This window comes from Flavobacterium aeripolare (assembly GCF_013294025.1).
Lineage (GTDB): Bacteria > Bacteroidota > Bacteroidia > Flavobacteriales > Flavobacteriaceae > Flavobacterium.
In genome coordinates this window covers 128,176-141,738 of the sequence record NZ_JABSNL010000010.1, presented here as the reverse complement: position 1 = coordinate 141,738, position 13,563 = coordinate 128,176, and the positions used below count along the sequence as shown (strand labels likewise).

Annotated in this window: 10 protein-coding genes; 6 read left to right on the top strand and 4 right to left on the bottom strand. The window is 34.9% G+C overall.

The genetic code is table 11. The features are described 5' to 3' along the window. The first annotated feature begins 58 nt into the window (after positions 1 to 58). Positions 59 to 1,177, top strand: coding sequence for a GTP cyclohydrolase (locus tag HNQ00_RS12555; RefSeq protein ID WP_173838844.1), 1,119 nt, complete (start codon positions 59 to 61; stop codon positions 1,175 to 1,177). A gap of 56 nt (positions 1,178 to 1,233) precedes the next feature. Here HNQ00_RS12555 and HNQ00_RS12550 read toward each other — a convergent pair whose 3' ends face one another. Together HNQ00_RS12550 and HNQ00_RS12545 are read right to left on the bottom strand one after the other, a co-directional pair. Further along, positions 1,234 to 1,698 (bottom strand): hypothetical protein, encoded by a 465-nt coding sequence (locus HNQ00_RS12550; RefSeq protein WP_173838843.1) that lies wholly within the window; start codon positions 1,696 to 1,698, stop codon positions 1,234 to 1,236. A gap of 100 nt (positions 1,699 to 1,798) precedes the next feature. Continuing rightward, the gene (locus tag HNQ00_RS12545; RefSeq protein ID WP_173838842.1) at positions 1,799 to 3,061 is read right to left on the bottom strand and encodes an aminotransferase class I/II-fold pyridoxal phosphate-dependent enzyme; all 1,263 of its coding nucleotides are present in this window, start codon (positions 3,059 to 3,061) and stop codon (positions 1,799 to 1,801) included. Between the two features lie 226 nt (positions 3,062 to 3,287). Here HNQ00_RS12545 and HNQ00_RS12540 point away from each other — a divergent pair, with 226 nt between their 5' ends. Next, positions 3,288 to 4,091 carry an NYN domain-containing protein gene (locus HNQ00_RS12540; protein WP_173838841.1) on the top strand — a complete coding sequence of 268 codons (804 nt, stop codon included), beginning with the start codon at positions 3,288 to 3,290 and terminating at the stop codon, positions 4,089 to 4,091. On the opposite strand, the gene HNQ00_RS12535 is transcribed toward HNQ00_RS12540, so the two are convergent. Continuing rightward, a complete protein-coding gene (locus tag HNQ00_RS12535; protein WP_173838840.1) occupies positions 4,088 to 6,469 on the bottom strand; it encodes a hybrid sensor histidine kinase/response regulator in 2,382 nt (793 codons plus the stop codon). The two genes, HNQ00_RS12540 and HNQ00_RS12535, sit on opposite strands and share 4 nt — an antisense overlap. A 136-nt stretch (positions 6,470 to 6,605) precedes the next feature. Here HNQ00_RS12535 and HNQ00_RS12530 point away from each other — a divergent pair, with 136 nt between their 5' ends. From HNQ00_RS12530 to HNQ00_RS12515, 4 genes are all read left to right on the top strand, one after another. Beyond that, positions 6,606 to 8,114, top strand: a complete 1,509-nt coding sequence (locus HNQ00_RS12530; protein WP_173838839.1) for an FMN-binding glutamate synthase family protein — start codon at positions 6,606 to 6,608, stop codon at positions 8,112 to 8,114. Positions 8,115 to 8,141: 27 nt separating this feature from the next. Beyond that, positions 8,142 to 8,720 carry a non-canonical purine NTP diphosphatase gene (locus tag HNQ00_RS12525; protein ID WP_173838882.1) on the top strand — a complete coding sequence of 193 codons (579 nt, stop codon included), beginning with the start codon at positions 8,142 to 8,144 and terminating at the stop codon, positions 8,718 to 8,720. A gap of 202 nt (positions 8,721 to 8,922) precedes the next feature. Next, positions 8,923 to 10,848, top strand: coding sequence for a DEAD/DEAH box helicase (locus HNQ00_RS12520; RefSeq protein WP_173838838.1), 1,926 nt, complete (start codon positions 8,923 to 8,925; stop codon positions 10,846 to 10,848). An 88-nt stretch (positions 10,849 to 10,936) separates the two neighbouring features. Then, positions 10,937 to 11,704 carry a carboxypeptidase-like regulatory domain-containing protein gene (locus tag HNQ00_RS12515; protein WP_173838837.1) on the top strand — a complete coding sequence of 256 codons (768 nt, stop codon included), beginning with the start codon at positions 10,937 to 10,939 and terminating at the stop codon, positions 11,702 to 11,704. Between the two features lie 344 nt (positions 11,705 to 12,048). Here HNQ00_RS12515 and HNQ00_RS12510 read toward each other — a convergent pair whose 3' ends face one another. After that, positions 12,049 to 13,512 carry an aminoacyl-histidine dipeptidase gene (locus HNQ00_RS12510; RefSeq protein ID WP_173838836.1) on the bottom strand — a complete coding sequence of 488 codons (1,464 nt, stop codon included), beginning with the start codon at positions 13,510 to 13,512 and terminating at the stop codon, positions 12,049 to 12,051. Positions 13,513 to 13,563 lie beyond the last annotated feature (51 nt).

Below are 13,563 nucleotides of genomic sequence, written 5' to 3'. Positions count from 1 at the left end.
AAAATACCATAAGAGCCATCGCATTAAATACCGCAATGCTCACAACCTTAAAAATACCATGATTACAGTAAAAGAAGTAAAAACAAAAAAGGAATTAACTACTTATATAAAATTCCCTTTTTCTTTATATAAAAACAATGAATACTGGGTCCCACCCATTATTGCAGATGAATTAGAATCATTTGACAAAACTAAAAACCCAGCATTTGAAAACGCCGAAGCTTATTTCTACCTGGCTTATAAGAACGACGAAGTTGTAGGGAGAGTGACCGCTATAATTAACTGGAGTGAAGTAAACGACCAACAGAAAAAGAAGGTCCGTTTTGGATGGTTTGACGTTATTGACGATATCGAAGTTACTAAAGCCTTGCTCGAAAAAGTATACGAATTAGGTCGTAAAAATAATTTAGAACACGTAGAAGGTCCTATGGGATTTTCTAACTTAGACAAAGTAGGTGTGCTAACTGAGGGGTTTGACGAATTAGGAACTATGATTACTTGGTACAACCACCCCTACTACGCCACTCACTTTGAACAATTGGGTTTTCAAACAGAGAAGGAATATATAGAAAGCAAGTTCCCTTTTAAAAATGTAAAATTAGAGTACTTTGATAAAGCGCAGGAAATAATAAAAAAGAGGTACCAATTAAAACCATTGAATTTCAAGAAGACTAAGGATGTTATGCCTTACGTCGATAAAATGTTTGATTTATTTAACGCCTCTTACGCGAGTTTATCTTCTTTTGTCCCTATAACCGACATTCAGAAAGAGTACTTCAAGAAAAAATACATTAGCTTTATCAATCCTGAATACATCAAATTTGTAGAAGATAAAGACCAAAATTTAGTTGCCTTCGCTATTGTAATGCCAAGCTTTTCAAAAGCACTTCAAAAAGCAAATGGAAAATTATTTCCTTTTGGATTTTATCATTTATTAAATGCTCGAAATAACAGTAAAGATGTTTGTTTCTATTTAATAGGAGTTCATCCTGATTACCAAAGTAAAGGTGCTCATGCAATTATTTTTAAAGAGTACCACACTACGTTTACCGAAAAAGGAATCGAAAACTGTATACGAACACCAGAATTAGCCGATAATCATGCTATTCACGCCATCTGGAAAAATTTTGATCCAAAGGTTATTTGCAAAAGAAAAACATTTAAACTGGATTTATAAAAATTGAAAAAGCACCAACGCAATTATTCTAAATGCATTGGTGCTTTCTTTTTATACTATTCGCAGTCCGTTTTTAACAACAATATGCTATCGTCAAACCTAAGGTTTTTGTGATTTTTAAAACGCACACTTCCATTTGCACTTTGGATTATTTCTCCATAGCCCTCTAGATAAGCTTCTCCTCTTTTCAAGAATACCATATCTCTTGAACTCACAACCCCTTCTGACAAAAAAGAATAATTTGCAATTAAACTATCTCCTTTAAGTACCCCCTTAAATGTGCCGCCATTACGGTCCTTTTCATTAAACTTATACTGCAACGATCCTGCTACTTGATTCTTGTTTGCTATTTTTAAATGCAACAATACCGTGTCTTTTTGACTATAGGCCATGTAACATTCTTCATTAACAATACTATTTTCAATCCCTTGCACATCTTCTAGTCCATTGTTCTCCGGCTCCTTTTTACAAGCCACAAAACACAACAAAACTACCAGTAAACTCAATAATTGTTTATTCATTGTATGTCCTTTTTAAATAGGTCTATCTACTATTTGATAATAAAAAAATCCGTTTATCTACAAGACAAACGGATTTCTATTATTGTATAAAAGTAAAAGTTTAAGCGTCTAAATCAACTTTAGTTGTAGAAGCAATCTCTTTATATGTACCATTTTCTAATTTCTCACGAATAGCTTCAAATGCTACTAATGTCTCATCAATATCAGACAAAGTATGAGAAGCAGTAGGAATTACACGCAATAAAATCATTCCTTTTGGGATAACAGGATAAATCACAATAGACAAGAAAATTCCGTAATTCTCTCTCAAGTCATTTACCATCACCATCGCTTCAGGTACACTTCCTTCAAGATATACTGGAGTAACACAAGTATTTGTATCACCTATGTTAAATCCTTTTTCTTTTAATCCGTTTTGTAATGTATTAACGTTTTCCCAAAGTTTATCTTTCAATTCTGGATGATTACGCAATAACTCTAAACGTTTTAACGAACCTACAGTTTGAATCATAGGCAATGATTTTGCAAACATTTGAGAACGTAAATTGTATTTTAAATAATCAATAATATCTTTATCAGCAGCTACAAATGCACCAATATTAGCCATTGATTTAGCAAAAGTAGAAAAGTAAACATCAATTTCATCTTGTACACCTTGCTCCTCACCTGCTCCAGCTCCTGTTTTACCAAGCGTACCAAAACCGTGTGCATCATCTACAAGTAAACGGAAATTGTATTTCTTTTTCATTTCTACAATTTCTTTCAACTTTCCTTGTTGACCACGCATTCCAAAAACACCTTCAGTTATAAAAAGGATTCCTCCTCCAGTAACTTCAGCTATTTTAGTAGCACGTTGCAGGTTTTTCTCCATGCTTTCAATGTCATTGTGTCTGTATGTAAAACGTTTTCCGCTGTGTAAACGAACACCATCAATAATACAAGCATGCCCATCAACATCATATACAATTACATCGTTTCTAGTAACTAAAGCATCAATAATAGATACCATCCCTTGGTAACCAAAATTCAATAAATAAGCCGATTCTTTCATTACAAAAGCAGCTAGTTCACTCTCTAATTGTTCATGGTATTTAGTGTGACCACTCATCATTCTTGCTCCCATTGGGGCAGCTGCACCATATTTTAATGCCGCATCCGCATCAGCTTTTCTCACCTCAGGGTGATTAGCTAATCCTAGATAGTCATTCAAACTCCAGTTCAAAACGTCTTTTCCTTGAAATTTCATTCTAGGACCTAATTCTCCTTCTAATTTTGGAAAAACAAAATAACCTTCAGCTTGTGAAGCCCATTTTCCTAACGGTCCTTTATTGTTTTGAATTCTTTCGAATAAATCCTTTACCATAATATATTTAAGTAATAATTTTAATTTTAAGAGGTTGCAAAAATAATTATTTATATTTTATAAAGGTATTGAAATTAAAATTATTTTTATGTAGCTATTCCTGCTATCCACTATATCTTTTACTTTTTAAAGAAAAAAGTAAAAGGATGCCGTTCCTATCAGGGCTAGAGATCATTTTTACATTAAACTTTGTATCTTTGAAAAATCACATAATGCAATCATTTATATGTCACAAAATACTAGAGAACTCAAATTAGCCGTCTTAATTGATGCCGATAACGTCCCATACAGCAACGTAAAAGGTATGATGGAGGAAATAACAAAGTACGGTACTCCCACTACAAAACGCATCTATGCCGATTGGACACGTCCCAATGCAAATGGATGGAAAGGAGTTTTACTAGAGCACGCCATTACCCCTATTCAACAATACAGCTACACTACGGGTAAGAATTCTTCTGACTCTGCATTAATTATTGATGCCATGGATTTACTATATTCTGGTAAATTAGACGGTTTTTGTATTGTTTCTAGCGATAGCGACTTCACACGTCTAGCAATAAGATTGCGTGAATCAGGTATGAAAGTAATCGGAATTGGAGAACAAAAAACACCTAAACCTTTCATCAGCGCATGTGATCGTTTTGTTTTTATCGAAGTATTAGATGGTGCCATTAAGAAAAACACCCCTAAAAGAAACAATAACACCGAAGCTAAGAAAGTTGTTGAAAAAAATACTGAAAAAGCTCCTGAGAAAAACATCAGAAAACCTTTGAATAAAATTGACGAACCCACAATTGACTTAATCGAGGACTCTATTGATGACCTTGCAGACGACAGCGGATGGGCGTTCCTAGGTGATGTAGGGAATTTAATTGTTAAGAAAAAACCAGAATTCGACCCTAGAAATTATGGTTTTGCAAAATTAACACCCATGCTCAAATCATTAACTGATATACTAGAAATAGATGAAAGAGATTCTGACAAAAAAGGAATTAAACACGTCTATGTACGCTTGCGATTTAATTAATCTACCAAGTCTTTAATCATCTGGAATAAAGTTTCTTTCTGGATTGGTTTAGAAATATAGTTATTCATTCCTATTGTAGCAATGTGCGCTTTTGTTGTTTCCATGACATCAGCCGTTACAGCTATAATAGGAATGTTTGCGTTTTCGGCCCCTGCGAGTCCGTCACGTATGGCTTGTGTCGCTTCGTAACCATCCATTATTGGCATCTGTAGATCCATTAATATGATGTCAATTTTATTATTCATAACCGCCTCTAACCCTTCTTGTCCATTGTTTGCGTAAATAACTGAGGCATTCAACCATTTTTTAGCAATCATCTTAATCACCATCTGGTTAATAGAATTATCTTCTACTACTAATATTGTTTTACCCTTCAAGTCATATACTACAGCTTGATTTACAGCCTTTACTCCTTCTTCTTGAGCAACAACATCATAATCAAGTGCAACCGTGCAAGTCGTTCCTTTTCCTAATTTACTGTCAATCTCTATTGATCCGTTTTGCATGTCTATTAATTTTTTTACAATGTAAAGCCCCAATCCTAAACCGTTAAAATTCCTCTTATTATCACTATTATTTTGCGTGAAGGAATCAAAAATACTCTCCCTTTTCAAATCAGATATTCCTATTCCACTATCTGCTACTTTAATAATCAATTTAGCGCGACTTTTATTCAGCATTACTACGGTTACCTTAAAGGTAATGCAACCCTCATTTGTAAATTTAATCGCATTATTTAAAATGTTATTTATAATTTGATTCAGTCGCATCTCGTCTCCCAAGAATTGCAAAGGCATGTTCTCAGGTTTATCAAATATAAAATCCAAATGTTTGTCCTCTGCTCTTAACGCAGTGATTTTAGCCAATCTCTCAACAAGCTGAGCAGGATTAAATTTCACACTGTCAATGTGTAGCTCTTTCTTTTCTATTTTTGAAAAGTCCAAAATATCGTTTACAGAATTCAGCAAGCTACTAGAAGAATATTTTATAACCTCACAGTTTTTCTTAATACCCTCGTCCTTTATATCGCTGCTGATAGAATCAATTAAATTCATAATCGCATTTAATGGTGTACGTAACTCGTGACTAATATTTGATAAAAAGTAGGACTTTAAACTATTCATTTCTTCTGCTCGCACTAGTGCTAAACGATTTAAACTGTTTTTTTCATCCTTCAAGTTTTTTATTAAACTAGAAGTAGCTAGAGATAGAAATACCACCTCAAGCGTAGTACCTAGTTTCGTACCATTTGCAGCTATAAAGGAGCCCGGAATAATTCCAACATTATTCAGGATAAAAAGAGTAAAACCGACTACCAGACAGCATATTCCGATGGTAAAAAACAAATTTACTTTGCATTTCTTTAAGTACAAGTTTATTACTGCGGCAGCTACTAATAGCAAGCATAGGAGCGCAACTACATTTATAGCTATATAACAAAACGTTAGCAAAGACGGTACAAAAACCACCAGGAACAATATCGTAAACAGCACAGCATAACTAAAAACAAATATTTTATAAACCACTGAGCTGTTCTCCTTCAAATTTAAAAAGACCTCACTGTATTTGCCCGATAAAAAGGTACCTACAATGGCAAAAATAAGTACAGCATGATCAGAAAACCACCCTCCTGACGGCGTAACATACCTAAACCAAAATCCGTCTAACGAAAATTGCAACAATCCTACAAACAACACGTATAAGGTGTAATACAAAAAGATTTTTTCGCTTAAAGCGACAAAAAAGAAAAAATATATAATTGCCGTAACCGCTAGTAAACCATAAAAAGCACCATATAATAATTGTTCAAAGGAGATCATATTAATATACCCCTCGGCACTATAAAGCGTCACCGGACTCAAGAGCACCTCACCGTCACTTTTAAGATGGAAGTAAACTGTATAGGAACGATTTGATTTTAAAGTGATATTAAAAATAGATTTTCTACTTAAAAAACTGCGATCCTTAAAAGGAATAGCGTCCCCACTTTGCTGCCTTACAACTTGCTTAGTGAGGTCGTCAATTAAGTATAGTTCGACCACATTAGTTATAGGCCGAGCCATCTCTAAGAAGTATTGCAAATCTGTAGCGCTAGTATTAACGATGCATAGACGGCCCCAAAAATTATCTTCAGTAAAACCTAAGTCATAATTTTGAACTGTTAAAAACTGCGGAGCTTTACTATCAAAGCTAGCAACCACTTCTTCAAGTGTAGAATTAGTTGCTCCATAATTGACTATAGCAGTAACGCTATGTAAAGAAGTCTTGCTAGGCAGCGAGTCACTTTTAAGAATATATTGTGAGTAGGAATTAGTTACAATTAATAACATCACTACCTTTATTAAAAATTCAATTTTGCTTTGTAATTTTACAATCATGTGTTACCTTTCTAACAATACTGGGGTTTATTAAAGTAAAAATAGCTTTTAAAACTTTAGCTTTTACATGCACTAGCACATATTAACAAATAGATTTTTCATACAAAACGTATAACCCTTATTTAAAACCCTTAACATGAGAAACAAATTTTTTGCATTTGGTTTAGTGGCACTAATTTTTGCATTATCCATCAATTTTTTATTCCACACCGCTTACTTTCTAACTATTGTATTAATTGTTCTACTGGCAGTAGGCTTGATAAACACCAACCAACACAAACATGCAATTTTGCGCAATTTTCCCGTGTTAGGTTATTTTAGATACTTGTTTGAATTAATTGCTCCCGAAATCCAACAATATTTTATCGAGCGTAGTACTGACGGTAAGCCATTTTCAAGAAATGAGCGCTCATTAGTGTACCAAAGAGCTAAAAATATAGATTCCACTACTCCCTTTGGAACGCAATTAAACATCAACACCGCTACTTATGAGGGTATCAAACACTCGATTTTTCCAGCCGCAGTAAATGAAGATTTACCACGAGTTATGGTTGGAGGTCCTGAATGCAAACAACCTTATGCTGCTTCATTACTAAACATCTCTGCGATGAGTTTTGGCTCTTTAAGCGAGAATGCGGTAATGGCTTTAAATAAAGGAGCAAAAAAAGGGGGCTTTTATCACAATACCGGAGAAGGAGGATTAACACAGTTTCATCTACAGGGTGGTGATGTTACTTGGCAAATAGGTACTGGTTATTTTGGGTGTCGTACAAAAGAAGGTAATTTCGATCCAGAAAAATTTGCCGAAAAAACAAAGCATCCCGAAGTAAAAATGATTGAAATAAAATTATCTCAAGGAGCAAAACCAGGACATGGAGGTGTTTTACCTGCTAGCAAAAATACCGAAGAAATTGCAAAAATTAGAGGAGTTGAACCCCACACCACTATATTGTCGCCCCCAAGCCATTCTGCTTTTTCTGATGCTAAGGGACTGATTGCTTTTATTGCACAATTACGAACATTGTCAAATGGTAAACCCATTGGCTTTAAACTTTGTATTGGTCAAACAATAGAGTTCGAATTAATTTGTCAAGAAATGGTTGTTCAAAATTGCTATCCTGATTTCGTTACAGTTGATGGAGCCGAAGGAGGTACCGGTGCAGCTCCCTTAGAATTTGCTGACGGTGTAGGAATGCCATTTGAACCGGCGTTAATTTTTGTAAATAAAACATTGATTAATTTAGGAATTAGAGACCATATTAAAATCATTTCAAGCGGAAAAATAATATCAGGATATTCCATTCTACGTGCTGTAGCTATGGGTGCCGATATTTGTAACAGTGCAAGAGGATTTATGTTTTCATTAGGTTGCATACAAGCATTGCGTTGTAACAACAATAGCTGTCCAACTGGTGTTGCTACCCAAGATAAAATGCTCATGAAAGGCTTAGTGGTAACTGACAAATCAGAACGCGTTTACCATTTTCATAAAAATACTTTGCATTCTGCTAACGAACTATTAGCCGCAGCTGGAAAAACAAGCTTTGCAGATGTCGATAGCAGTATCTTCATGCGTGGAGATGAATTCACTACTTTATCTGATCGTTATTTCCCAGACAACCTTACAAATGTGTCACACACTTAAATAAACCATTATTCCCTCATAGAAATGATAAAAATTGTTTTTGCATCCAACAATAAAAATAAAATAGCCGAAATTCAGCAATTACTGCCAGATAGTATCCAAATAGTAAGTTTAGAGGAAATAGGTTGCTTTGAAGAAATACCCGAAACAGCAGACACTATCGAAGGAAACGCAATTTTGAAAGCAGATTATGTTAGTAAAAATTACGGACTAGATTGTTTTGCTGACGATACAGGTCTTGAGATAAAAGCATTAAATGGAGCGCCAGGAGTATATTCTGCCCGGTATGCAGGAGAACAGAAAAATGCCAATGACAACATGAACAAGGTATTATCTAATTTAAAAGAACATCAAGATAGAGAAGCGCAGTTTAAAACGGTGATTACCTTAAACTACAAAGGCCAGCAAACTTTATTTACAGGAATTGTAAAAGGAGAAATTACTTATGATAAATCTGGAGATAAAGGATTTGGCTACGACCCTATATTTAGACCTACAGGTTACAACGAAACATTTGCAGAGCTAAGCGCAGCAACCAAAAATCAAATTAGTCACCGCGGATTAGCAACACAAAAATTGCTAGCCTTTTTAAACGGCCTAACATAAATCATTTTTAGTTTAAAATACGTCACTTTATTTAAAATAAGTCAAGATAATATCGTATAAAAATCAACAATAGAATTTAACATTCCTATGACAAAACGATAACTTTCTGATAATCAAAGAGTCTTAAATTATTAAAACTTAAAATACCATTAGTTTATCTCAATAATTTAGAGTAATTTTGCACCCTATTTTAAAAATACATATGAATAAATTTGAACAATTAGGATTGAGTGAATCGTTACTGAAAGCGATTTTAGATCTAGGATTTGAAAATCCGAGCGAAGTACAGGAGAAAGCGATTCCCCTATTATTGGAAAAAGATACAGATATGGTTGCGTTGGCTCAAACAGGGACAGGGAAAACGGCAGCTTTTGGTTTTCCAGTTATCCAAAAAATTGATGCCAACAACAGAAACACTCAGGCATTGATTTTATCTCCAACGCGTGAGTTATGTTTGCAGATTACCAACGAACTTAAAAACTACTCAAAATACGAAAAAGGTATTAATGTGGTAGCAGTTTACGGCGGGGCTAGTATTACAGAACAAGCAAGAGACATTAAAAGAGGAGCACAAATTATTGTAGCAACTCCAGGTAGAATGCAAGACATGATCAATAGAGGTTTAGTAAACATTACTGGAATCAACTATTGTATCCTTGACGAAGCAGATGAAATGTTAAACATGGGATTCTATGAAGACATTGTAAACATTTTATCAACTACTCCAGACGACAAAAATACATGGTTGTTTTCTGCAACAATGCCTGCTGAAGTAGCACGTATTGGAAAACAATTTATGACAGACCCTGTTGAAGTTACTGTAGGTGCTAAGAACTCAGGTTCTGCTACAGTATCTCATGAATTCTACTTAGTAAATGCTCGTGATCGTTACGAAGCGTTGAAACGTTTAGCTGATGCTAATCCAGACATTTTCTCAGTAGTATTTTGTAGAACTAAACGTGATACACAAGCTGTTGCTGAAAAATTGGTTGAAGATGGATACAGCGCTGCTGCATTGCACGGAGATTTATCTCAAGCGCAACGTGATGGTGTTATGAAATCTTTTAGAGGTCGCCAAATCCAAATGCTTGTCGCTACTGATGTTGCTGCACGTGGAATTGACGTTGATAACATTACTCACGTAGTAAACTATCAATTACCTGACGAAATAGAAACTTACAATCACCGTTCAGGTCGTACTGGTCGTGCTGGTAAATTAGGTACTTCTATCGTTATTGTAACTAAAAGTGAATTGCGTAAGATTTCTTCTATCGAAAGAATCATCAAGCAAAAATTCGAAGAAAAAACAATCCCTTCTGGAATTGAAATCTGCGAAATCCAATTACTACACTTAGCTAATAAAATTAAAGATACAGAAGTTGATCACGAAATTGACAACTACTTACCTGCTATCACAAACGTTCTTGAAGACTTGACGAAAGATGAGTTAATTAAGAAAATTGTATCAGTAGAATTCAACCGTTTTATTGCTTACTATAAGAAAAACAGAGACATTTCTTCTCAATCAGGTGAGCGTCGCGAGCGTGATGATAATAGAGAAGGTGCTTCAAGAGGTAATAGTAGTGATGGTGCTACAAGATACTTTGTGAACATCGGTTCTAGAGATAACTTTGACTGGATGTCATTAAAAGATTACTTGAAAGAAACATTAGATCTAGGTCGTGATGATGTCTTTAAAGTAGATGTAAAAGAAGGATTCTCTTTCTTTAACACTGATCCTGAGCACACTGATAAAGTAATGGAAGTATTGAACAACGTACAATTAGAAGGACGTCGTATCAATGTTGAAATTTCTAAAAATGACGGTGGCGGAAGACGTGATCACAACGGAAGAAGTTCTGGTGGTGGTTTCGGCGGAGGTAGATCTGGTGGCGGAAGAAGAGAAGGAAGCTTTGCTCCAAGACGTGAAGGTTCTGGTGGAGGATTTAGATCTGACAGAAACTCTGCTCCAAGAGAAGGTGGTTTCGGTGGAAGAAGTTCAGCTCCTAGAGAAGGTGGATTTGGACCAAGAAGTTCATCAAGATCAGAAGGTTCTTCAGATAGAGCTCCAAGACGTTCTGAAAGCTTTGGTGATGCACCAAGACCAAGAAGACCAAGAAGAGACTAAGTTACTTTGTTAATTTTCTTGTAATTATATAAAGAAACTGCAAAATATTTAATCCTGATTTACTACTTTTAAAGTTTTAAATCAGTATATGAAATATTTTGCAGTTTTCTTGTTTTTAACACTTTCCGTAATCAGTAATGCACAATCTACAACCGCTTCTGAAAAGATTACGGGATACATTTACAACGACTACGACAAAATGCCATTGAATAATGTAAATATTATCAATATTAACAAAGTACGTGGTGCAAGAACTGACTCAAGTGGTTATTTCGAAATTGACGTACAACCAACAGACACGCTACATCTTTCTCTTTTAGGATTTCAATCATTAAGAGTAAAAGTAACAAATGACTGGATAAAAAATAAGGTCGCTAAAATCTACCTTACTGAAAAAGCCATCGCTCTTGAGGAAGTTGTCATCAAACCTTTTAATTTAACAGGTTATCTAGAGGTTGACTCTAAAACTATTCCAGTACAAGAAAACTACAGATACAGCATATCAGGCTTGACACATGGATACGAAGCAGGAGGCTATTCACCAGATGCTTTTGGACGTGTATTAGGATCAATATTTAATCCCGCAGACATGCTCTACAATTTCTTTGGTAAAAACGGAAGGGAATTAAAGAAGCTTAAAGAAATGAAAAAGGATGATACGGTACGCAACCTCTTAGAGTCAAAGTTTGATAGAGAAACGATCTCTGTGCTACTAGGAATAGATAAAAATGAAATCACCGAAATCTTGCAACGTTGCAGCTATTCTGACTCATTCATTCAAACTGCAAATGACTTACAAATAATGGATGCGATTAGTGGCTGTTATGAAGAATATAAAATATTAAAGAAAAGATAATTAGCTTAAAAGTTACTTTCAAGTATTTTTATAAAACCTATCCTTGTTATACTACGTTGTATAACAAGGATTTTTTATTTCTAAAAAGTACCAATACAACAGAATTTTAGCTACATTTACTTGCAAGCAATTGCATAAATAATTAAAAGTACTACCATGGCAAAAAGTCAAGACGCTAAAAAAACAGCAAAAAAAGAACCGTTAAAAACGGCTAAAGAAAAGAAAGACGAAAAAAGAGAGAAGAAAAATGCTCCTAAAAGAGACTAAAAAGCAAATCGCTAATTAAGAATATAGCGTTCCATTTCATGAGAAAAGGAACGCTATTCTTATTTATAAATCAACTATTATTTTACTGGAATATTGGCTAAAATTTCAACTAAGAACTTCCAGAATTTATGAGAAGAAGAGATACTCGCTCTTTCATCTGGTGAATGCGCTCCGTGAATTGTTGGACCAAAAGAGATCATATCCATATCTGGATAATTCGTCCCTAAAATTCCACACTCTAATCCTGCGTGACATGCAACTACTCTTGGTTTCTCTCCAGTTTGTTTTTCATAGATAGGTACTAAAACATCCATAATCTCTGACTCAGAGTTTGGAGTCCATCCAGGATAAGACCCTGACAACTCTACTTCACATCCCATTAATTCAAATGCAGAACGCAAACTATTAGCCAAATCAAATTTTGCAGTTTCAACAGACGAACGTGTTAAACACTGCACTGATAGATTTCCACTACCTAAAACTACTTTTGCAATATTATTAGATGTTTCTACAAGATCATCAAAGTCAGCGCTCATTGCATAAACACCATTGTGCGCTGCATACATAGCTCTTACAAAGTAAAATTGCGCAATAGATGGCATTACATTTTTAGGCGTTATATCCAGTTTTTCAAATACAACTTCTAAATTTGGTTCTGTGGTTTTTAATTCAGTTTTAACCTCATTGACCACTTGTTGCATATCATAAACAAAAGCCTCATCATATACCTCAGCGATAATCACTGTAGCAACACTTTCTCTTGGAATTGCATTACGCAAACTACCTCCTTGAATTTCAGAAATTTGCAAACCAAAATTATCAAAACCATCAAATAACAAACGGTTCATAATTTTATTAGCATTTCCTAATCCTTTGTGAATATCCATTCCTGAATGCCCACCTTTTAAGCCTTTTACAGTAATCTTATACCCTACAGAACCTTCAGGAGTCGCTTCTTCATCATATTCAGCAGATGCAGTTACATCAATTCCTCCTGCACAACCTATGTCGATTTCGTCATCTTCTTCGGTATCCAAGTTCAATAAAATTTGTCCTTGTAAAATACCCCCTTTTAAATTCAAAGCACCCGTCATACCAGTTTCCTCGTCTATAGTAAACAACGCTTCAATAGCAGGATGCGGAATATCTTTACTCTCCAGTACCGCCATAATAGCAGCCACTCCTAAACCATTATCAGCACCAAGTGTCGTTCCTCTAGCACGAACCCAGTCTTCATCAACATACATGTCAATTCCCTGCATATCAAAATCAAAAACCGTGTCTCCATTCTTTTGATGTACCATATCTAGATGGCCTTGCATTACAATCGCTTTACGATCTTCCATTCCTGGAGTTGCTGGCTTACGGATAATTACATTTCGAATATCATCTTCAAAAGTTTCTAAACCTAAGCTTTCGCCAAAGTTCTTCATGAAGGCAATAACTCTATCTTCTTTCTTAGAAGGTCTTGGTACCGCATTTAAATCGGCAAATTTATTCCAAAGCTCTTTTGGCTCTAAGTTTCTTATTTCTTGACTCATATATATTTATTTGATGTTCGACTTATTAAAACTCAAAGTTACAAAGTTTAT

What these genes read in the sequence shown, in the direction of transcription:
- HNQ00_RS12510 (WP_173838836.1), bottom strand. Translation starts at nt 13,512, where the DNA reads ATGAGTCAAGAAATAAGAAACTTAGAGCCAAAAGAGCTTTGGAATAAA.
- HNQ00_RS12535 (WP_173838840.1), bottom strand. Translation starts at nt 6,469, where the DNA reads ATGATTGTAAAATTACAAAGCAAAATTGAATTTTTAATAAAGGTAGTG.
- HNQ00_RS12530 (WP_173838839.1), top strand. Translation starts at nt 6,606, where the DNA reads ATGAGAAACAAATTTTTTGCATTTGGTTTAGTGGCACTAATTTTTGCA.
- HNQ00_RS12540 (WP_173838841.1), top strand. Translation starts at nt 3,288, where the DNA reads ATGTCACAAAATACTAGAGAACTCAAATTAGCCGTCTTAATTGATGCC.
- HNQ00_RS12545 (WP_173838842.1), bottom strand. Translation starts at nt 3,061, where the DNA reads ATGGTAAAGGATTTATTCGAAAGAATTCAAAACAATAAAGGACCGTTA.
- HNQ00_RS12515 (WP_173838837.1), top strand. Translation starts at nt 10,937, where the DNA reads ATGAAATATTTTGCAGTTTTCTTGTTTTTAACACTTTCCGTAATCAGT.
- HNQ00_RS12555 (WP_173838844.1), top strand. Translation starts at nt 59, where the DNA reads ATGATTACAGTAAAAGAAGTAAAAACAAAAAAGGAATTAACTACTTAT.
- HNQ00_RS12550 (WP_173838843.1), bottom strand. Translation starts at nt 1,698, where the DNA reads ATGAATAAACAATTATTGAGTTTACTGGTAGTTTTGTTGTGTTTTGTG.
- HNQ00_RS12520 (WP_173838838.1), top strand. Translation starts at nt 8,923, where the DNA reads ATGAATAAATTTGAACAATTAGGATTGAGTGAATCGTTACTGAAAGCG.